Raw genomic sequence first — 19,912 nt, 5'->3', positions numbered from 1 at the left:
CGCCGGGATCAGCCCACCGCCGCCACGGTGAGCACCTCACGGGGGTTGCCCACCATCAGTTGGTGCAGCTGCGCGTCGGTGACTCCGCGTTCGCGCAGCGCGGGCAGCACGGTGCCGAGGACGTAGCGGTAGCCGTTGCCGCCGAACAGGGCGAACATGTCCCGCTTGCAGACGTCCTGGGAGAGCACGATGCGGTGGTGGCCTTCGCCGATCAGGGTGGCGATGGCGTCCAGCACCCGCTCCGTGTACGCCGGCGGGAACGCGCCCAGGTTGTCGAAGGACAGCCAGGCGCCCCGGCCCAGGGCGGTGCGGTAGAAGCCCAGGGACGGGTGGCTGTCGGCGTGGCCGATCACCACCCGGTCGGCCGCCACGCCCTCCTCCTGGAACAGGTCGAGCGCCCGCAGGCCGACGTCGCTGCCGACCGAGTGGGTGGTGATCGCCAGCCCGGTACGCAGGCTGGCCCGCGCCGCTGCCCGGTGGCAGCGTTCCTCCTGGGCCGAGATCCACGACTTGTCCGCGCCGATCTCGCCGATGATGCCGGGGCGTACGCCGGTGTCGTCGGCTCCGTCACGGATTTCGGTGACCAGGCGGTCGGCCAACTGGTCGACGCTGCGGCGGTCGATCTCCTCGGCGGCGGGGTAGTAGGGCTGCCGGTACCAGCCGCAGCCCATGACGATGTGCAGGCCGGTGCGCCGGGCCAGCGCGGCCAGGCGGGCCGGTTCCCGGCCGATGCCGGGCACGGTCAGCTCGACCAGTGCCTGCCCGCCCTGCTCGACGTAGCCGGCCAACTCCTCCACGAGCAGGTCGTCGTCGTCGGGCAGGCCGGCGAGGTCGTAGCGGCCGGCGATCTCCCACAGCCGGATGTAGAGGTGCTCGTGCATCAGGGTGGTGCCCAGTTCGGCGGGGTCGATGTCCCCCAGCACGGTGATGATCCGTCCCGCGCTCATCCGACCGGCACCTCCCGCAGCGCCGCCGCCGGCACCCGCAACGCGTCGTGGATGGCCGCGACCGCCTCGTCGATCTCGGCGTCGTCGATGACGGTGGGCAGCGCGAAGACCCCCCAGCCGCAGACCCCACGGTTGAGCAGGGCCAGTCGCATCGCGGCGTTCACCTCGGCCCACGCGGTCGGGGTCCGGTCGGTGGTGGCGACGCTGACCAGGGAGCCGACCTGGCGTACCGCCAGCGGCAGGTCCAGGTCGGTGAAGGCGTCGCGCAGCCCGTCGCCGAACAGCTTACCGACGCGCTCCAGCCGCTGGTACGCCTCGGCGTCGAGCAGCTCCAGGGTGGCCAGCCCGGCAGCGGCGGTCACCGGGTTGCCGTTGAAGGTGCCGGCGTGGGCCAGCCGAGGGCCGCCGGCCGGGTCGGTCACCGCCATCACGTCGGCCCGCCCGCCGTACGCGCCGACCGGCATACCGCCCCCGACCACCTTGCCGTACGCGGTCAGGTCGGGGGTGACGCCGTAGCGTTGCTGGGCGCCGCCGGGTGCCACCCGGAAGGCGATGACCTCGTCGAAGAGCAGCAGCACGTCGTGTGCGGCGGTCGCCGTCCGGATGGCTTCGAGGAAGCCGGGCGTCGGGGGGATCCAGGTGCCGATCGACGCCATCGGGGTGACGATAACGGCGGCGAGCCGGTCGGCGTACTGCTCGATCAGGGAGACCACGCCGTCGGTGTCGTTGAACGACCCGACGATCACGTTGTCGGCGAGGTTGGCCGGTACGCCGGCGGTGTAGGGCACGCCGCGTGCCGAGCCGGGCGCCGCCGCGTTGATCTCCATGCCGTCGAAGGTGCCGTGGTACGAGCCATCCATCTTCAACACGAGGTCGCGACCGGTGAAGGCGCGGGCGGTCTTGACCATCATCATGGTCGCCTCGGTGCCGGAGTTGGTGAACCGCAGCCGCTGCAGCGACGGCACCCGGGCGCAGAGCTGCTCGGCGAGCGCGACCTGTACCGCGTTGGGAGCGAGGACGGCGGTGGCGCGTCCGGCCTGCTCCCGGATGGCCTCGGTGATCCTCGGATGCACGTGCCCGTGGATCAACGAGGTGGCGTTGTAGATCAGGTCGAGCAGGCGGTTGCCGTCGGCGTCGTACAGCCGGGTGCCGCTGGCCTTCTCGACGTATGAGGGATACGGATGCATAGCCAGCGAGTAGCGTGTGTCGCCGCCGGGCATGACTCGGCAGGCGCGCTGGAAGAGCGCCGCCGATGCCGGGGTACGCTCTTCGAATGTGGACCTTTCGGTGGTGATCCAGTGCGCGATCGGACTCCCGGCGTCCATCCGTTGACAGCCTCCCGCCTCATCCCTACTGTGCATTCGTAGTCACAGTATCTGCCGTCACAGTAGGGCCTGGACGACCATCGGACAAGAGCCCGGACCGACGAGGGGAAGCCGATCAGCGTGAGCGCCGCGTCCCACACCCCTACCCGTGTCCCACGCCGCCTGGCCGACCTCGACACCCCGGTGACGCTGGTGGAGGTGCCCCGGCTCGCTGCCAACCTCCGCCGGGGTGCCGACGTCGCCGACCGGGACAGGCTGGCGCTGCGCCCCCATGCCAAGACCCACAAGACCGTGGAGATCGCTCGCCGTCAGCTCTCCACCGGCGCCGCCGGGCTGACCGTGTCCAAACTCGACGAACTCGACGCGCTGCGCCCCGCCGGCGCCACCAGCTACCTGCTGGCGTACCCGCTGGTCAGCACCGTGAAAACCGCGCGCCTGGTGGAGCTGGTGGCGGGCACGACGGCGCGGATCCTCGCCGCGCTGGACGGCCCGGCCGGAGCTGACGCACTCAGCGCGGCCGCCACCCGCGCCGGCATCACCCTTGACGTGCTCATCGAAATCGACAGCGGGCTCGGCCGCTGCGGCGTCGCCCCGAACGTCGCCGCCGACCTGGCGCAGATGGCCGCCAGCCGGCCCGGTCTGCGAATCGCCGGTGTCTTCACCCACGCCGGCCACGCCTACGGCGCCCGCGACACCGCCGAGCTGGCCCGCGCCGCCCAGCAGGAGGTCGACGCGGTACGACATGCCGCCCGGGACATCCGCGCCGCCGGCACCACCTGCGAGGTGGTCAGCATCGGCTCGACCCCGACGTTCTTGACCCGCGCCGATCGTCGCGGGGTCACCGAGACCCGACCCGGCAACTATGCCCTCCTCGACCGCACCCAGGTCGCCCTGGGCGTGGCCACCCTCGACCAGTGCGCGCTCTCCGTGCTCTGCACCGTGGTCAGCACCGGCCCGGGCCGTGCCGTGGTCGACGCCGGCTCCAAGGTCTTCGGCCTCGACCGCGGCGCGCACGGCGTCAGCCTCATCGACGGCTACGGCGAGGACCCGGAGCGGGGCGCGACGCTGACCTGGCTCTCCGAGGAACACGGTGTCGTCAGCGACCCGTCCGGGCGCTTCGCCCCCGGCGACCGCCTGCGCTTCGTGCCCAACCACGCCTGCGTCGCCGCCAACCTCACCCGCCAGCTGTACTTCGTCGACGGCGACGCCGTGCTGGACACCGTCGCTGTCGCCGCTGCCGGGGGTGGCCGGTGACCAGCCGCCGGCCGAGCACCGGACGGGCCGTGCTGCTGCGCGGGGGTACCGTCGTCGACGGCACCGGCCGCCGGCCGGTCGTCGCCGACGTGCAGGTCACCGCCGGCCGCATCAGCGCGGTAGGGACGGTCGGGCGGGCCCGGGACGTCGTGGAGGTCGACTGCCGTGGCCTGCACGTGCTGCCCGGCGCGATCGACGCGCACTCACACGCCGACTTCACCCTGCCCACCGCGCCGCACGCCACCGGGCTGCTGCGGCAGGCGGTCACCACCGTCGTCACCGGCAACTGCGGGTTCTCGCCGTTCCCGGTGCGTCGTGCGGGCGGGCCGCCCGCCAGCGGCGGTTTCCTCAACCCGCGCCTGCGCCGTGGTTGGTCCGACCTCGCCGACTATCGCGCTGCCCTCACCGCCACCGGAGTCCAGGTCAACGTCGCGCCGATGGTCGGGCACAGTTCGGTCAGGGCCGCCACGGCACGTCCCGACGGCGACGCCCCGGCACACGGCGACCGGATCCGGCGGGCCATCGCCCACGCCCTGGCCCAGGGCGCCGCCGGGGTCAGCCTCGGCCTCGCCTACCCGGACGGCCGCGATGCCGACCGGAACGAACTGGTCGACGTGGCGACCCTGACCGCCGCGGCCGACGCCGTCCTCGCCGTGCACCTGCGCGACGAACGCGCCGGCTGCGTCACCGCGGTCGAGGAGATCCTCGACCTGGCCGCACGCACCGGCGTCGCCACCCAGATCTCCCACCTCAAGGCGATGGGGCGGGCGAACTGGGGCTCCACCCGCACGACCCTGGCCCGCATCGACCAGGCCCGCACCGCCGGGCTCGACGTCACCGTCGACATGTACCCGTACACGATGGGCGCGACGACGTTGACCGCCGCGCTGCCCGGCTGGGCCGACACCGGCGGGGCCGAGGCGATCCGCCGACTGGTCACCGACCCGGCTGGCCGGTCCCGGCTGCTGACCGAACTCTCCGCCGGCGCCGGCTACGTCGGCCTCGACGAGGTCGTGGTCTCCCACGCCTCGCCCCGCTGGCAGCCGGTGATCGGCCGGCCCCTACCGCTGGCCGCCGCCGACCTCGCCACCACCCCGGCGGCGCTGCTGCTCGACATCCTCGCCGACGACGCGGCCGAGGCCACCATGCTCGTCGACGCGATGAGCGCCGCCGATGTCGAGCGGGTCCTCGCCCACCCCGCGGCGATGATCGGCTCCGACGGTTGGGTCATCGACCCCGTTCCCGGCGCCCACCCCCGCAACTTCGCCACCTTCGTGCGGACCCTGCGCGCCGCCGGGGACCAGCCGGAGCAGCTCGCCGACGCGGTACGCCGGCAGAGCGCCGCCGTCGCCGACCGGTTCCGGCTGACCGGGCGGGGCCGCATCGCTCCCGGGAACTGGGCCGACCTGGCCGTCGTCGACCTCGCCGCGCTGCACGACGGCGGTGACGACGCCACCGTCGCCCCCACCGGAGTCTGCCAGGTCTTCGTCAACGGGGTCGCCAGCCACGGGGAACTGCTCGCCAGCGCATCACCACCGGCCGGGCGTGTGCTGCGCCGGGATGCTGACCGTAGGAGGCCAACATGACCATCACCCCACTGCTCAGCCCGGCCACCGGGGAACGCATCGGCGCCTGGTCGGAAGCCGGCGCCGCCGGCGTGGACGACGCGGTGCGCGCCGCCACGGCCGCTCTGCCCCGGCTGGCCGCGTTGTCCCGGTGGCAGCGGTGCGACCTGCTGCAGGCCACCGCCGCGGCGCTGGCCGTCCGGCGAGAGCAGGTCGTCGACAGCCTGCTGGTGGAGCACGGCAAGGTCCGCCGGGAGGCCGAGGCCGAGGTGGAGACCGCGATCCACGCGCTGCGGATGACCGCCGAGTACGCGCGCCGCCTCGACGGCAGCATGCCCGCCATCTCCGACCCGGCCAAACGAGTCTTCGTCGACCGGATCCCGCTGGGCGTCATCGGTGTGATCACACCCTGGAACTTCCCGGTCAACATTCCGCTGGAGTACCTCGCCCCGGCACTGGCGATGGGCAACACGGTGGTGTGGAAGGGCGCCGAGAGCACCCCGGGCAGCAGCGCCCACGTCGCCGCCGCGATCGCCGAGGCCGGCTGGCCCGACGGTGCTGTCACCCTCGTCGAAGGCGGCCCGGCGACCGGCGCGGCGCTTGCCGCCCACCGGGGGCTCGCCGCCGTCGGGTTCACCGGCAGCAGCCCGGTGGGGCACCAGATCGCCGCCGTCGGCGGGATGCGCAAGCTGCTGCTGGAACTTGGCGGCAACGGGCCCACCGTGGTCTTCGACGACGCCGACCCGCAGCAGGTCGCCGAGGCCGTCGTCACCGCCGCCACCTTCTGCTCGGGGCAGAGCTGCGCCGCCACCGAGCGGGTCCTGGTGCAGGAGAGCCACTATCGGCAGGTTCTCGACGCGATCGCGGCGGTGGCGGCCGACCGCCGGGTTGGTGCCCCGCAGGACCCCGACGCCGATTTCGGCCCACTGCACCTGGCGCAGACCGGCGTCGTCATGCGGGATCACCTCGCCGACGCCACCGCCCGGGGCGCCCGCCTGGTGGCCGGTGGCGCCCCCCTGGCCGACGCGCCGACCGACCGGTATTGGCCGTTGACCGTCCTGGACGGCGTGGACCCGGCATCGATGGTGTTCACCGAGGAGACGTTCGGCCCGGTCATCCCGCTGACCCCGTTCCGCGACGAGGCCGCGCTCGCCGACCTGGTCGCCGCCAGCGAGTACGGCCTCAGCGGGGCCGTCTTCACCGCGGACCTGGATCGGGCGTTCCGGGTGGCCCAGGCACTGCCCTGCGGCAGCGTCATCATCAACGATCACTCCAACGTCTGGGAGACCCACCTGCCGGCCGGCGGGCACCCCGGCTCCAGCAGCGGCGTCGGGCGGGTCGGAATCCCGTACGCACTGCAGGAGCTGTCCACCATCCGCAGCACGATCCTGCATCTGGGCGGGACCGGCCATGGCTGAACCGGGGGAGAGCGTGCCGCAGCCGTCCGGCACCGCCCGGCCGCTGCCCGCCGATCTGGTGCTGCGCCACGGCCGCGTCATCACCATGGACCCGCAGCGGCGCATCCTCACCGACGGCACGGTCGTCGTGCACGGCGGCCGGATCAGCTGGGTGGGCCCGGACCGGCTCCGGCCGCCGACCAACGCCGCCGAGCGGGACCTGCGCGGCGCGGTGGTCCACCCAGGTCTGATCGACGCGCACGTGCACACCGGCACCGAGACCGTCCGTGGTCTGTCACCCAAGGGCGCCGGCGACTGGGACACCGTCGAGGAGGTCGCGTTCCGCGGCAAGACACCACTGGACGAGGAACTGGCCGCGACGCTGAGCGCGATGGACATGGTCTCCAGCGGCACCACCCTCTTCGCCGACACCGGCGGCTCGGTGCACCTGGAGGCCACCGCCCGAGGAATCGCGAGGGTCGGGATGCGCGGCATCCCCGGTCACTTCATCGTCGACGTGCCGCAGGACGGGGCGTTGGCGGAGGTGACCGCCGACACCGAGACCTGCCTGGCCCGACTGCGTGACCAACTGGACCGCTACCCCTGGCAGCCGACGGCCCGGATACGCGCCGCGGTGACCCTGGTCGGCATGGGCCTCAACAGCGATGCCCTGCTTCGCGCCGCCGGGCAGCTCGCCGACGACCGGGGCGTACCGCTGATCATGCACCAGTCGTGGAGCCGGGCCGAGGTCGACGCCAGCCTCGCCGCCCACGGCGTGCGGCCGGTCGCCCACCTGCACGACCTCGGTCTACTCGGCCCACGCACCACGCTCGTCCACATGATTCAGACCGACGACTCCGAACGTGACCTGGTCCGCCGCAGCGGCACCAACCTGGTGCACTGCCCGTCGGCGTCGCTGCGCCGGGCCAAGGGCGCACTTCGCGAGGGGCAGTTCCCCGAACTGGTCGCCGCCGGTGTCACCGTCGCACTCGGCTCCGACGGCCTGTCCGGCCCACGCGACCTGCCCCGTCAGGCGTACCTGGCGGCGATGGTCTTCCGTGAACTGCGCGACGAGCTGCCCACCCTCACCGCCGAACAGGTGCTGGAGATGTCCACCCTGCACGGCGCCCGTGCGCTCGGCATGTCCGACGAGGTCGGTTCGATCGAGGTGGGCAAGCGCGCCGACCTGGTGATCCATTCCACCCACCACCCCCAGTCCCTACCGGCCTTCGACGATCCGGTCGATTGGTTGATCTTCTACGCGGGCGCCCGCACGGTCGACACCGTTGTCGTCGACGGCGAGATCCTCTACGACCGCGGGCGGTTCACCCGGTTCGACGCGGACGAGATCCGCGCCGCCGTCGCCGACCAGGCACGCCGGCACGAAGGCGCCATCGGTCCGGACCGCTACGCCCACTGGCCCCTGATCCGCTGATCACCGGCGCGGCCCCCCACCGACGCCGCCTGATCGTCCACCACCGACCACACCCTGGGAGCCCCGATGCCGAGGACCATCCCCGCCCCGCCCCACCCAACGGCCGGTCAGGCCGCCGGGTACGAGGAACTCGACGAGATCCAGCGCCGGGTGCTGTGGCTGGCCGTACGGATGGTCGACGCCGCGAACCGGGAACGGCCCAACCACGACGGCGTGAAGGTCGGCGGCCACCAGGCGTCCAGCGCATCGCTGGTCTCGGCGATGACCGCGCTGTGGTTCGCCCATCTCGGCCCGGAGGACCGGGTCTCGGTCAAACCGCACGCCGCCCCGGTCTACCACGCGATCCAGTACCTGCTCGGCAACCTGGACCGGTCGTACCTGACCCGCCTGCGCGCCCGCGGCGGACTGCAGGCGTATCCGTCCCGGACCAAGGACCCCGACCATGTCGATTTCTCCACCGGCTCGGTCGGCCTCGGTGCCGCCGCGCCACTGTTCGCCGCCGCCACACGCCGTTACGTCGATGCCCACTTCGGTGCCCGGCCCCGGTCCCGCTTCGTCGCCATCCTCGGCGACGCCGAACTCGACGAGGGCAACATCTGGGAGGCCGTCGCGGACCCGGCGACCCGGGGCCTCGGCGAGGTGATGTGGCTGGTCGACTTCAACCGGCAGTCGCTGGACCGGGTGGTGCCCGGCGTGCGCATCGACCAGTGGCGGGGCCAGTTCGAAGCGGCGGGCTGGCATGTGCTGGAGGTCAAGTACGGCCGTCGGCTGCAGCAGGCGTTCGCCCGACCCGGCGGCCATCACCTGCGTGCCTGGCTGGACCGGATGCCCAACGAGCAGTACCAGTCGTTGTTCGGCCTCTCCCGTCAGCCGCTGCGCGAACGGCTGCTCGACGGCGCCCCGGCCGAGCTTGCTGACCATCTCGCCGAGGTGTCCGATGACGACCTCGGCCCGCTGGTGACCGACCTCGGCGGTCACGATCTCGACTCGCTGCTGTCGGCGTACCGGCAGTGCGACGCGGTCACCGACCGGCCCAGCGTGGTGTTCGCGTACACGGTCAAGGGGTGGGGACTGCCCACCGCTGGCGATCCCCGCAACCACTCAACCCTGCTCAGCGGGGAGCAGATCGACACGCTCCGCGAGCAGGTCGGCCTCACCGCGCAGACCGAATGGGATCGCCTCGACCCCGCGACCCGCGCGGGCGCGCTCGCCGCCGGCCGAGCCGAACAGTTGCGCCGCCGTACCGCCGAAACCTCGGCGCCGATCATCGTGCCGGCGCAGACCGGCGTCAGCGCCCGCCGGCCGATCTCCACTCAGGAGGCGTTCGGTCGCATCCTGACCAACCTCGCCCGCGTCGAGACCGTCGCCCCGTACCTGGTCACGACCGCGCCGGACGTGGCGACCTCCACCAACCTCGCCGGATTCATCAACCGCAGCGGCGTGTTCGCCCCGACGCCCCAGCGCACCTGGATCGAGGACGGCATCCTGCGGTGGAGCGAGGGACCCACTGGCCAGCACATCGAGCTCGGCATCTCTGAGATGAACCTCTTCCTCCTGCTGGGTCAACTCGGCCTCGCCGAGCCGCTGTCCGGACAGCGGCTGCTCCCGGTGGGCACGGTGTACGACCCGTTCGTGCTGCGCGGCCTGGACGCATTCATCTACGGCGCCTACTCAGGATCACGGTTCGTGGTGGCCGGCACCCCGTCCGGGGTGTCGCTGGCGGCCGAGGGCGGCGCGCACCAGTCCACGATGACCGCCTCGGTCGGGATGGAGCTACCGAATGTCACCTTCCTCGAGCCCGCCTACGCCGGTGCGCTCGACTGGCTGCTCTGCGACGCGTTGACGCGGATCGGCGCGGCGGCCGGTGGCGGCCAGGCGGACGCGTCGGGGTCGGACGCGTCGGCCGAGGCGGAGGGAAGCTACTACTTTCGGCTCACCACCCGCCCGATCGATCAGCAGCCGTACGAGGCCGCCCGCCGGCGCATCGGTGACGCGGCGCTGCGCCGGCAGGTGCTCGATGGCGCGTACCGGCTGTTCGACGCCTATGACAGGTATCCGCACCTGCGCCGCGACGGACTGGCGCCAGCGCCCGTGGTGCACCTGGTCAGCTGCGGGGCGGTGCTGCCCGAGGTGCTTGCGGCCGCCACCGAACTCGCCGAGGAGGGGGTCGCCGCGCACGTCGTCGACGTGACGAGCCTGGACCGGTTGTACCAGGCTTGGCAGCGGTCATTGCGCCGCTCGGTGCGTACCGCCGCACTGCCCGACCTGCCCGGGGTTTTCCACTGCGCGTTCGGCGAGCGGGCGCCGGTCGTCACCGTGCATGACGCGGCGTCACATGCGATGTCCTGGATCGGCTCGGCACTCGGTGTTCCGGCGGTGCCGCTGGGCGTCGATCGGTTCGGTGAGTCAGGCATGGTCACCGACCTCTACGAGCTACATGATCTGCTGCCCGGGAGTATCGTCAACGCCGCGCTGACCGGCCTTGCGCTTGCTGGCAGCCGGGTGGCTGAGCCTACGCTGCCGGGGAGCGGGCCGTAGGTATCGCCGATGTTCCCGCCTCGTCTGTAGCTGCCGAGGCTCAGGTGCCACCGAACTGAACTACCAGCTCACCGGCCTCGTCCGTGACCACCACGGCCGCCTGTGCATCCCCGTTGCACGGGATGCCAGGCCGCTTGGACGAACGCCGCACGGCGCGAGATCAGGTCGCGTCGCGCAGCCAGGTTCGGCAGAGCCACCAGGCGGTCATGGCGCCGAAGGTGCCCGCCGGGTCGATGCCGGTGACGGCGGCGAAGCGCCGGACCCGATTGCGAATCGTGTTGGGGTGCACGAAAAGGCTCGCCCCGGCGAGGTCGACATCGCGGTCGTTCTCCAGCCAGGCGAGCACGGCGTGCGCCACCGATTCGGCAGTCGGTCCGAGTGCCGCCCACGCGGGCGCGTACCGGTCGAGCAGCACCGTTGCCAGGTCTGCCCGCTCGGTCAACGCCGCCAGCCAGGCCACATCGGCAATGTGGATCAGCCCGGTGCGGCCGGTGGACTCGGCGGCGGTCAGAGCCGCGATGGCGAGCCGCTGCACCAGCGCGAGTTTCTCCGGTTCGGCCGGACCGGCGAGCCCCGCCACGGCCCCGGTCTCCTTCAGGCGGGCGGACGGAGCCCGGGACAGAACTCCGACCATCAGGTCGTCCACGGTTGCGCACAGCACCGGCGGGTGCTCGCGTACGGCTCGTTCGATGCCGGCGGCGGTCTCCCCGGGCCGGGCGACGAGCACCCACAGCCCGTCGGTGACCGGAAGGCCGGCCTCGGCGGCTGCCAGCGTGGCCGCCGAACCGCCCTGGAGCAGCCGCCGCAGCAGAGCCGTTTCCCGGCGCCCGGCAAGCGGATCCGTGCTGGCTCCGGTAGCCCGATGCGCGCTGATCAGCCGGGCCCGGACGGCCTCGGCCCAGTCGTCGTAAAGGTCCCGGGCGTCCAGCAGTTGCTCGGCGCTGACGCCTTGGTCCCGGGCGAGTTCCCGGGCTCGGGACCAGATCGCCCGCTCGGCGAAGTGGATCGCGCCCAGCACCGATTCGATCGGCACGCCCTGCCGGGCGCGGGTGACACCGAGGTCCGCGACGAACGACAGCTCAGCTTCGGTGGGGCCGCGCCGTGCGGCCAGTGCGCGGGTTGCGGCCACCAGCAGAGCGCGGGTGTGCGCGGCGATATCGGAGGTGGGCAGTGCGGAGACCTCCCGCACGGTGGTACGGACTCCGGCGACCACCGACGGCAGCAGTTCGTCATCGCCCACGACGCGTTCGATCAGGTCCACCACCGTCGTCCAGCCGTCCGGATGCGTCATCCTGTCATGCTCCTCCGCCGTTGTGGTGCGCTACAACAAGAACCCGAAACTGCGTGGTCCACGCCATGTATCCGCCCGGTGCCAGGCCCTACGGTTTGGCGGAAGCTACAACCGTCGAGGAGCACCATGGCCGTTTCTTCGAGTCGGGTGGCGGTGATCGGTGCGGGAGCAGCCGGTCTCGCCACGGTGAAGGCGCTGCTCGACGTCGGTTGTGCGGTGGTGGCCTACGAGAAGGGCGACCGGCCCGGTGGCCTGTGGGCCAGGGACAACAGCAGCGGCCTGTCTTCGGCGTACGCCTCCCTGCACTTGAACACCAGCAAGCGCCGCACCGAGTTCGCGGATTTTCCGATGCCCGCGGACTGGCCCGACTATCCGTCGGCCGGTCGCGTCGCCAGTTACCTCGCCGACTATGCGCAGTCGTTCGGGCTCGTTCCGCACATCCGGTTCGGGAGCACGGTCACCCGCGTCGAGCGTGACCGGCACTGGGCGGTGACGACCGAGTCCGGTGACACCGAGCGGTACGACGCCGTGGTGGTCGCGAACGGCCACAACTGGCATCCGCGCTATCCGGATCCGGCTTATCCGGGGACGTTCCACGGCACCCAGATGCACGCCCACGACTACCGCACTCCGGAGGTCTTCCGAGATCGGCGGGTGCTGATCGTCGGCATGGGCAACTCGGCCATGGACATCGCGGTGGACGCCTCGCACGTCGCTCGAGGGCCGGTCCTGCTCTCCGCCCGGCGCGGCGTCCACATCGTCCCCAAGTACCTGTTCGGCCGCCCGGCCGACGCGACCGGCGGCGCCCTCGCCGCCCTGCCGTGGCGGCTGCGGCAGCGCATCGCCGAGGCCTTGTTGCGGCTCGCCGTCGGGACCCCGCAGAGGTACGGCTTACCCGCCCCGGCCGGTGGGCTGTTCCAGAACCATCCGACGATCAGCGACACGATCCTGCACCGGCTCACCCACGGCGAGGTGACCCCACGGCCCGGCATCGAACGGCTGGACGGGGACCGGGTGATGTTCACCGACGGCAGCGCCGACCCGGTCGACGCGATCGTCTGGGCCACCGGGTACCGGGTGAGTATCCCGTTCCTGTCCCCGCAATGGCTGGGCCCCGACCCCGAGCAGCTACCGCTGTACCAGCGGGTCTTCCATCTCGACGACCCCAGCCTGGCATTCGTCGGTCTGATGCAGTCCACCGGTGCCGCGCTGCCGGTCGTGGAGGTCCAGGCCAAACTGGTCGCCGCGTATCTCTCCGGCGGCTACGCCCTGCCCGACATCGACGAACAGCAGCGCGCCGTGCAGCGAGCCCTGCGCGCCGCCATCGAGCGGTGGGGCACGAACGCGCGGCCGCACATGCGTATCGATTTCGACCGGTACGTCGCCGACCTGCCCCGGGAGATCGCGGCCGGCCGGAAGCGCCTCGCCCGAGGCGGACGCACCTACACCGCCGAGGAGAGTGTGGTTTGAGCGCCCGAAACCCCCGCGGCTTGCGTGTCCTCGTCACCGGAGCCTCCGGCACGTTCGGCCGGGCCATCTGTGCCCGGCTGGACGAACTGGGGGCCCAGGTCGTCGGGTTGGACCTGACCCCCCGTGCCGATGACCCGGTCCGGGTCCTGGCCTGCGACATCACCGACGACGACGCGGTGCCGACGGTGGTACGCGAAGCAATCGACCAACTCGGTGGGCTCGACCTGCTGATCAACAACGCCGGGATCGGTGGGCCTGCCCCGGCCGAACTGGCACCGGGCGCGGAAGTACGCCGCCAACTCGACATCAACCTGCTGGGCACCTGGCGGGTCACCGCCGCATGTGTGGACGCGCTGGTCGCCTCTCGCGGCCGGATAGTCATGCTCAGCTCGCGGATGGCCGTCATGCAGTTGCCGCTGGCCGCTGCGTACGGTGCCTCCAAGCGTGCCCTGGTCGCGTACGCGGACGCGCTGCGTCTGGAGCTCGGCACCCATGTCGGCGTCACCTGCGTGTACCCGTCGGCGGTACGAAGCCCGATCCACGACTCGACGGCCGCGGCCGGGCTCTCGCTGGAGGGCATGAGCCAGTACGAGCCGTTGGACGGGGTGGTCCGGACCGTGCTGCGGGCCGCGCTCAGCCGTCGTCCTCGCCGTGACCTGACCACCACCCGGCGGGGCGCGGTCGAGTTCTTCCTGGCCCGTCACCTGCCCGCGCTGACCGACCGGATCGTGGCGCGCATCCTCGCCGGCCGGGTCCGCTCCGGCGCGTTCCAGGGCGCCGAGCTGGCCGCAGGTGTGGTCGCACGGCACGAGGCGACCCGATGACGGCGCTGCGTGGGGCGGCGGGCGAGGTGCGGAGCAGGGCAGGTGACCTGATCGCGTACGCCACCGGTTCGGTCGGGATGGGCGTCTGGGTGACCGTTCCCGGCCTGCTGTTGCTCTATTTCCTCACCAATACGCTCGGTGTCTCACCGTTCCTGGCCGGTCTCACCCTGCTGCTGCCGAAGATCATCGACATCATCGTGCATCCGATGCTGGGCAGCCGATCCGATCGGGAGGCGCGCAGCAGCGGACACCGGCTCGGCATGCTGCGGGTCGGTCTGCTGCTTCCGGTGGCCATGGTGGCGATGTTCTCGGTGCCCGCCGGCTTCTCCGGCGCATCGGCGGCGCTCTGGGTGGGCGGCTGGTTCATCGCCGGCAACCTGCTCTTCGCGTGTTTCCAGGTGCCCTACCTGACGACCCCGTCCGATCTTCGAGTCGGGTACCACGAGCGCACCCGGGTCTTCATGTTCCGGATGCTCTTCCTCACCCTCGGGTTGCTTGGTGCCGGTGTGGCCGCACCGGCGCTGGTGGCGTCGGGACAGCGCGGCGACTACGGCCGGATGGCCCTGCTGCTCTCCGGCGTCATGGTGGTCTCCGGGCTGATCGCACTGACCGGGGTACGGCGTCTCACTGCCCACGCCGGTTTCCGGATGCCCGATCAGCAGGCGGCCCACTCGACCATCGGTGACATCGTGGTCGCCTGGCGGGACCCCGACTTCCGCGCGCTGGTGCTGTCCTACCTGTTCACCGGCACCACTACTCACCTGTTCCTCGCAGCGCTGCCGTTCTACACCACGTACGTCTTCGAGAACTCCGGGCTGACCGCCGTGTTCATGGGGGCGTTCCTCGGCCCAGCGGTCGTCGCCGGCCCGGTGTGGATGCAGGTGTCCCGGCGCATCGGCAAGCAGCGTGGCCTGCTGATCTGCCAGGCGGTCTTCGTGGCCGGTTCGCTGGCGCCGCTGCTCGGCTACGGCACCGGGCCGGCTGTCGCGGTGGTCGGCGTCCTGGGCGTCGCGTTCGCCGGGCTGCAGCTGTTCGCGTTCTCGATGGTCCCGGATGCGGTCGCGGCCGCCGAGCGACGTGGCACCGTCCGGGCTGGTGCCTACACCGGTGTCTGGACTGCCACCGAAGCCACCGGCACCGCAATCGGCCCGTACGTGTACTCGGCCGTGCTCGCCCTGGGCGGCTTCATCTCCACCACGGAGGGGCAGACCGTGACGCAGCCGGAGTCCGCCCACACCGCCCTGCTGGTCGGCTTCACCGTGGTCCCGGCGGTGCTGATGGCCGCGGCGCTGACATTCCAACTGCGCTGGAAGCTGGATCGGACTCGCCACACCGGTTGAAAATGAGGCTAGATCATCCGTTGCTGTCCGATACCTCGTTGCGCACGGCGCATGGATGGTTGCGCGGCGGCGAAGTTCAGGTGGGTTCCCGGGTTGGGCCGGTGTCGGCCCCCCGGGGGCGTCCGAGATCATCGGCTACCGATCCGGCGCACCCTGCTGTCGCCGCCAGGAAGCTTCGCGGGCTCCAGCGCCGTCGTCGAGCGAGGCCGCAGCAATACCGCGATCAGCAGGACCGTGACCGCAGCCAGAACCGACATGCCCCAGAGTGTGATGTGCAGCCCGCGGGTGTAGCCGGGATCGGCCAGCCGGCCACCGGTCGTGCTCGCGAGCACGGCGCCCAGGATGGCGATGGCGATGGTCTCGCTGGCGAGGCGGGCGGTGTTCAGCATGCCGGCGGCCGTACCGGCGCGGCGGGTCTCGACGCTCGCCAGCGCCACTCCGTCGATCATTCCGGTGGTCACCCCCATCCCCACGCCGATACTCAGCAGCGGACCGGCGAGCGCGAGCGTGCTGATGCCAGGCTTGATGATGGTGAGCCACGCCGCCCCCAGACCTACCAGGACGACCGCCGCGACGACCACCGCGGTCGGCGTTATCCACCGGGTGATCACACTGCCCACCATGGGTAGCACCAGGGCTGGCGAGGTGAGCAGGATCAGGGTCGCGCCGGCCTGGCCCGAGGTCATGCCGAGCACGCCGGTGAAGTACGACGGCAGGTAGATCAGTAGCGGAATCAGGATGCTGAGGATTGTCGCCGCCGCTGCGGAGAAGGCGAGAAAGCGCCGGCTGCGCAGCAGGCCGATGTCGAACATCGGAGTGTCCTGGCGTCGCTCGACGATGATGAAGCACACCAGCACGGCCGCCGAGGCGGCGAACGCACCGAGGACCAGCAGGCTCGCCCAACCCTGCCTTGGTCCCTCCATCACGGCGAGGATGAGCAGCAGCAGGAAGCCGGTGAATGTCAGGGTGCCCGGCAGGTCGACCCGCCGGCCGGTCGGATCCTTCGACTCGGGGATTCCTGGTGCCAGGGCCAGCACGACGAGCGCCACCAGGGCCGGAGCGGTAAAGGTGGCTCGCCATCCGAACGTGTCGACGAGCATCCCCGCGATGGTGGGCCCGAATGCGAGTCCGACCCCGAGCGTGGTGCCGAACAGCCCGAAGGCCCGGGTCCGTGCCGGTCCCTCGAACGACGCCGCCAGCAGTGCGGAGCCGCTTGCCGCCGCGGCGGCACCGCCGACGCCGGCGAGTGCACGAGCCACGTCGAGCAACACGATGTCGTTCGCTGCCGCACTGATCAACCCCGTCGCCGCGAAGAGTGCGACGCCGATGGCGTACATTCGTCGTCGGCCGACGATGTCGGCGATCGCACCGCAGGCGAGAATGAAGCTCGCAAAGGTGGCGTTGTAGCCGGTCACGACCCACTGTACGGAGGTCAGTTCGGCGTTGAGGTCGGCCGCGATGTCGGGCAGAGCGACGGATGCGCCGGTGAGGGTGATCGGCAGCGACACGGTCGACAGCAGGACGGCCGTGAGGATGAGCTTGGGATTACTGCGCACGGTTCTCCTGTTCGTTGAGTTCATCAGCGTTCTCGCCTTTCGCCGAGGTGCCCATCCGCTGTTGACTGCGCAGACCCGCGTCTTCGTCCGATGTCAGTTCCGCTCGAGCGTGCAACCTCAACGAAAGTTGAGGTCAAGTCCGTTCGGGATTCAGCGGTGACGGCAACGGCCCGGCCTGACGGGGACTCAGACCGGGCCGAGGGGTGTTCGGTCGGAATCCGGCCGTCCCCGACCAGGCCAGAGGGCCGACCTGGATATCAGGTCGGCCCTTTCGCCGTTCCGGGAACAAGATCAGTCAAAGTGGAGCGTGCCTGGCGCTGCTTGACCTCTGGTCAAGCCTGAAATGTCCAGCCGGATGAATGCCGGATGGTTTCGCTGTCTGGAGCGGCACGGCCCGCAAGAGAGCCGCGCCGGCCCGGCATCGGCCAGGCGCGACGGTCACGCTTGGGTCACCCGGAACTGGGGAGACCTCGGGGCGCTGTCCCGAACTGCTGGGCGGTGATTCGTAGGTCCCAGCCGGGAGGATCACCGTCGTTGTTGGGTACGAGTTCCGCGTTGTACCAGGTGGCGCAGGGCCGTCCCGCTTGTTCCCATCGTTGTAGCCAGGTCCGTAGTGCGGTCAGGGATGGTGAGTTCGCGTTGTCGGCGAGGATGGTGCCGTCGGTCAGGATCACGGCGGCGGAGGTTGCGGTGGTGTGTCCGATGCCGCGCTTGCCGCCGTCGAGGGCGGCGATGCTGCGTTGTGGGCCACCGACGATGACCGAGTAGGTCGTCCATGACAGCCAGTCCAAGGACGTGTGGGGGTAGGTCTCGGTGTGGCCGGGGTTGAGCAGCAGGGCGAGGGCTGTGCGGGCGCCGGTGCGTTGCGGGTCGTCGTGGTTGCGCCAGCCGATGGATATCCATACGGGTTGTGGCTGGTCGATGTGATGGTCCACCCATCGGCCGGGAATGGTCAGGGCGTCTTCCGCGGCGGTGGCGGTGCTTTGGGCGTAGCCGCCGAAGATGACCGTTTCGACGTGCGGTTGTCCCGCCGTGAGGGTGATGGTCGCGATCAGGGTGGTGGACGGCTGTGCGGCGATGGGTAGGCATGCCACGATCCGTCCGTCCGGGGTGAGTTGGTCGATCCATGCTCTGGGTAGCCGTGGGGGAGCGCACCAGGCCGCGATTCGCTGATACGGAGCGTGTGGTGGGTAGCCGGTCATGCCGTCGGCGACGTGGCAGGTGATTGTGGTGACGTCGCGCTGGTGGTGCAGCCGGTCAGCCCACGTGACGAGGTGGTCGCTGATGTCGACACTGGTCACGTGCCCGGACTTGCCGGCTCGGGCGGCGAGCAGCGCACCCGAGTATCCGGTGCCGGTGCCGATTTCCAGCACGTGGTGACCTTCGCGTACATCAAGGGCGGTCACTTCGCGTTGGATGGCCTCTGGCGCGGATCGGTGCAGGGTCTCACCCCGCTCCTCGTTGTGGATGTAGTAGCGATCGGGCACAGAGCTGAGCAGAGGATCGACGGCGGCCACAGGACCCTTTCCCGGACGAACGGCGGTCTATGTCGGGAGCTTGGACGACGAAGAAGCAGACGGCGAAGCAGTCGGGGTGGCAGCAAGGCCACTGATTACGGTACGGCGGGAGTCCGCACGATGTGTTAAGTGGCCGCTGCTGCGGCAGCGGTATGGGCGGCTTCGCGGGCGCAGTGCCGGCAACGCCGTGGGCACGGAGTCTGCGGTGCCACGGTGGTGAGACCACTAATGTGCAGGATGGTGGTGACCGTCTGCACGAAGGTGCTGGTTTCGCCGATGACGGTTTCGCCGGGGACGCCGAGCAGGTCGCGATGGGTGTACCAGCGGAGCATCTCGTCGGGTGTCACGGGGATGGGCTCGTCCCGGTTGAGGTGGCGGCGGACGGTTTCGTCGAAACTGACGTCCAGGTAGAACACGGTGACCGGACCGGGATGACCGTCGATGAGCTGGCGTAGAACGGTGGCGTAGCGCTCGGTGTGCAGGATGCCTTCGAGGATGACGTGGTAGCCCAGGTCGAGGGCGGTGCGGGCAGTCTCGGCGATGAACGCCGGGGCGACGGGCTGGATGTGAGCGCTGTCGTGCTCCCTGAGCAGGGTTCTACGCAGATAATCCTGCTCCAGCAGTGCCAGCCCGCGCCCGAACCTACGTCGAGCCTCGCGGGCGGCCGTGGTCTTGCCGCTGCCGGAGTTGCCCCGAATGATCACCAAAGTAGGCGCGAGCTGCCGGGTGTTCGACGTCTCCATGGCATGGTCCTTCAGGCGGATCCGGTGCGGGCCGTGCCGGTTGGGTCGCGCGGCCATCACCTAGCCTTGGAGCCGCTGCGCCCAGTACACCTGCCCGTCCGGCCCCAGGTAAACCAGGGCCAGCAGCAGATCGGACATCGCAACCGGTGCGGTCGCCATCGGCAGCTCCGGATCCGGCTCATCAACGTACGGAAAGAGCGCGACGAAGGTGAGTGGTGAAGCCTTCCCGTCTGCCACATGAAGTCTGTTGCCGTTGCTCCGATACTCGTCGTCCCCGAAGGTGGCGTCGCCCGCGCCTCGTAGCCAGGAATAGCGCTCGGCGATCCGGTTCTCGATGCCCGCACTCCCGATGCCGACGGCCTCCTGTGGCGCGGCTACGCCGAAGACCTCCGGCTTGTGGTTGGTCCGCTTGTCAATGAGGAAGAGCGCGAAGTAGCCGCCGTCGAGAGGCTTGGGCAGGGTCTGCCAGGAGACCCGGCCGAGCAGCAACTGGTCGCGCCCGGAGGCAAGCGGGGCAGATCCGAGTTCACCGAGGGCGGCCTGAGCCTGCTCGTTGCCGACGAAAGTGAGAGAGGACTTGATTGCCAGCGTTTCCGGGCCATACGGCGGATGGTTGTGCCACCACCGCCAGGCAGCGACGGAGACTACTATCAGGATGAGCGCCAGGACAGCCGCCACCAGCCGAGTCCTTCGCTGCCTCATGCTCGACA

The 19,912-nt window shown here is 70.9% G+C and carries 15 protein-coding genes; 8 read left to right on the top strand and 7 right to left on the bottom strand.

What is annotated here, in order from left to right:
• Positions 1–8: 8 nt before the first annotated feature.
• Together ACLQ2S_RS13290 and ACLQ2S_RS13285 are read right to left on the bottom strand one after the other, a co-directional pair.
• The gene (locus tag ACLQ2S_RS13290) at positions 9–947 is read right to left on the bottom strand and encodes a phosphotriesterase family protein (protein WP_204002905.1); all 939 of its coding nucleotides are present in this window, start codon (positions 945–947) and stop codon (positions 9–11) included.
• Entirely contained in the window at positions 944–2,134 is a 1,191-nt protein-coding gene (locus tag ACLQ2S_RS13285; RefSeq protein ID WP_196222641.1) for an aspartate aminotransferase family protein, read from the bottom strand. Before ACLQ2S_RS13285 ends, ACLQ2S_RS13290 begins: the two co-directional genes overlap by 4 nt.
• Positions 2,135–2,392: 258 nt before the next feature.
• On the opposite strand from ACLQ2S_RS13285, the gene ACLQ2S_RS13280 reads away from it, so the two are divergent.
• From ACLQ2S_RS13280 to ACLQ2S_RS13260, 5 genes are all read left to right on the top strand, one after another.
• Positions 2,393–3,526, top strand: coding sequence for an alanine racemase (locus tag ACLQ2S_RS13280; RefSeq protein WP_155221992.1), 1,134 nt, complete (start codon positions 2,393–2,395; stop codon positions 3,524–3,526).
• Positions 3,523–5,112 carry an N-acyl-D-amino-acid deacylase family protein gene (locus tag ACLQ2S_RS13275; protein WP_196222642.1) on the top strand — a complete coding sequence of 530 codons (1,590 nt, stop codon included), beginning with the start codon at positions 3,523–3,525 and terminating at the stop codon, positions 5,110–5,112. Before ACLQ2S_RS13280 ends, ACLQ2S_RS13275 begins: the two co-directional genes overlap by 4 nt.
• Positions 5,109–6,509: an aldehyde dehydrogenase family protein gene (locus tag ACLQ2S_RS13270; RefSeq protein WP_425701765.1), complete on the top strand. Its 1,401-nt coding sequence runs from the start codon at positions 5,109–5,111 to the stop codon at positions 6,507–6,509. Before ACLQ2S_RS13275 ends, ACLQ2S_RS13270 begins: the two co-directional genes overlap by 4 nt.
• On the top strand, positions 6,502–7,923 hold the full coding sequence (locus tag ACLQ2S_RS13265; RefSeq protein WP_425701764.1) for an amidohydrolase family protein: 1,422 nt from the start codon (positions 6,502–6,504) through the stop codon (positions 7,921–7,923). Before ACLQ2S_RS13270 ends, ACLQ2S_RS13265 begins: the two co-directional genes overlap by 8 nt.
• A gap of 171 nt (positions 7,924–8,094) precedes the next feature.
• Positions 8,095–10,461 carry a transketolase-like TK C-terminal-containing protein gene (locus ACLQ2S_RS13260; RefSeq protein WP_425701784.1) on the top strand — a complete coding sequence of 789 codons (2,367 nt, stop codon included), beginning with the start codon at positions 8,095–8,097 and terminating at the stop codon, positions 10,459–10,461.
• 160 nt (positions 10,462–10,621) lie between these two features.
• Here ACLQ2S_RS13260 and ACLQ2S_RS13255 read toward each other — a convergent pair whose 3' ends face one another.
• On the bottom strand, positions 10,622–11,752 hold the full coding sequence (locus tag ACLQ2S_RS13255; protein WP_425701763.1) for a helix-turn-helix domain-containing protein: 1,131 nt from the start codon (positions 11,750–11,752) through the stop codon (positions 10,622–10,624).
• 126 nt (positions 11,753–11,878) lie between these two features.
• On the opposite strand from ACLQ2S_RS13255, the gene ACLQ2S_RS13250 reads away from it, so the two are divergent.
• Genes ACLQ2S_RS13250 through ACLQ2S_RS13240 form a run of 3 tightly spaced genes read left to right on the top strand, consistent with a single transcriptional unit; the run spans position 11,879 to position 15,386 of the window.
• Positions 11,879–13,222, top strand: coding sequence for a flavin-containing monooxygenase (locus ACLQ2S_RS13250; protein WP_155221998.1), 1,344 nt, complete (start codon positions 11,879–11,881; stop codon positions 13,220–13,222).
• Positions 13,223–13,242: 20 nt separating this feature from the next.
• Positions 13,243–14,046 (top strand): SDR family NAD(P)-dependent oxidoreductase, encoded by an 804-nt coding sequence (locus ACLQ2S_RS13245; RefSeq protein ID WP_425701762.1) that lies wholly within the window; start codon positions 13,243–13,245, stop codon positions 14,044–14,046.
• On the top strand, positions 14,043–15,386 hold the full coding sequence (locus ACLQ2S_RS13240) for an MFS transporter (RefSeq protein ID WP_155222000.1): 1,344 nt from the start codon (positions 14,043–14,045) through the stop codon (positions 15,384–15,386). The genes ACLQ2S_RS13245 and ACLQ2S_RS13240 overlap by 4 nt, the downstream gene beginning before the upstream one ends.
• 128 nt (positions 15,387–15,514) lie before the next feature.
• On the opposite strand, the gene ACLQ2S_RS13235 is transcribed toward ACLQ2S_RS13240, so the two are convergent.
• The 4 genes from ACLQ2S_RS13235 to ACLQ2S_RS13220 all read right to left on the bottom strand — a co-directional run bounded on the left by ACLQ2S_RS13235 (position 15,515) and on the right by ACLQ2S_RS13220 (position 19,880).
• Positions 15,515–16,942: an MFS transporter gene (locus ACLQ2S_RS13235; RefSeq protein WP_309223886.1), complete on the bottom strand. Its 1,428-nt coding sequence runs from the start codon at positions 16,940–16,942 to the stop codon at positions 15,515–15,517.
• Between the two features lie 449 nt (positions 16,943–17,391).
• Positions 17,392–18,429: a protein-L-isoaspartate O-methyltransferase family protein gene (locus ACLQ2S_RS13230; protein WP_309223887.1), complete on the bottom strand. Its 1,038-nt coding sequence runs from the start codon at positions 18,427–18,429 to the stop codon at positions 17,392–17,394.
• A gap of 155 nt (positions 18,430–18,584) precedes the next feature.
• Positions 18,585–19,202, bottom strand: a complete 618-nt coding sequence (locus tag ACLQ2S_RS13225) for an AAA family ATPase (protein ID WP_155222009.1) — start codon at positions 19,200–19,202, stop codon at positions 18,585–18,587.
• A 60-nt stretch (positions 19,203–19,262) separates the two neighbouring features.
• Positions 19,263–19,880: a hypothetical protein gene (locus ACLQ2S_RS13220; RefSeq protein WP_309223888.1), complete on the bottom strand. Its 618-nt coding sequence runs from the start codon at positions 19,878–19,880 to the stop codon at positions 19,263–19,265.
• Positions 19,881–19,912 lie beyond the last annotated feature (32 nt).

The organism is Micromonospora sp. DT48 (genome assembly GCF_049844495.1).
Taxonomy (GTDB): domain Bacteria; phylum Actinomycetota; class Actinomycetes; order Mycobacteriales; family Micromonosporaceae; genus Micromonospora.
Note: the sequence above shows the minus strand (reverse complement) of the source record. Positions and strands in the feature narration are given on the sequence as shown.

What these genes read in the sequence shown, in the direction of transcription:
- ACLQ2S_RS13225 (WP_155222009.1), bottom strand. Translation starts at nt 19,202, where the DNA reads ATGGAGACGTCGAACACCCGGCAGCTCGCGCCTACTTTGGTGATCATT.
- ACLQ2S_RS13285 (WP_196222641.1), bottom strand. Translation starts at nt 2,134, where the DNA reads ATGCATCCGTATCCCTCATACGTCGAGAAGGCCAGCGGCACCCGGCTG.
- ACLQ2S_RS13250 (WP_155221998.1), top strand. Translation starts at nt 11,879, where the DNA reads ATGGCCGTTTCTTCGAGTCGGGTGGCGGTGATCGGTGCGGGAGCAGCC.
- ACLQ2S_RS13240 (WP_155222000.1), top strand. Translation starts at nt 14,043, where the DNA reads ATGACGGCGCTGCGTGGGGCGGCGGGCGAGGTGCGGAGCAGGGCAGGT.
- ACLQ2S_RS13255 (WP_425701763.1), bottom strand. Translation starts at nt 11,752, where the DNA reads ATGACGCATCCGGACGGCTGGACGACGGTGGTGGACCTGATCGAACGC.
- ACLQ2S_RS13270 (WP_425701765.1), top strand. Translation starts at nt 5,109, where the DNA reads ATGACCATCACCCCACTGCTCAGCCCGGCCACCGGGGAACGCATCGGC.
- ACLQ2S_RS13290 (WP_204002905.1), bottom strand. Translation starts at nt 947, where the DNA reads ATGAGCGCGGGACGGATCATCACCGTGCTGGGGGACATCGACCCCGCC.
- ACLQ2S_RS13260 (WP_425701784.1), top strand. Translation starts at nt 8,095, where the DNA reads ATGGTCGACGCCGCGAACCGGGAACGGCCCAACCACGACGGCGTGAAG.
- ACLQ2S_RS13265 (WP_425701764.1), top strand. Translation starts at nt 6,502, where the DNA reads ATGGCTGAACCGGGGGAGAGCGTGCCGCAGCCGTCCGGCACCGCCCGG.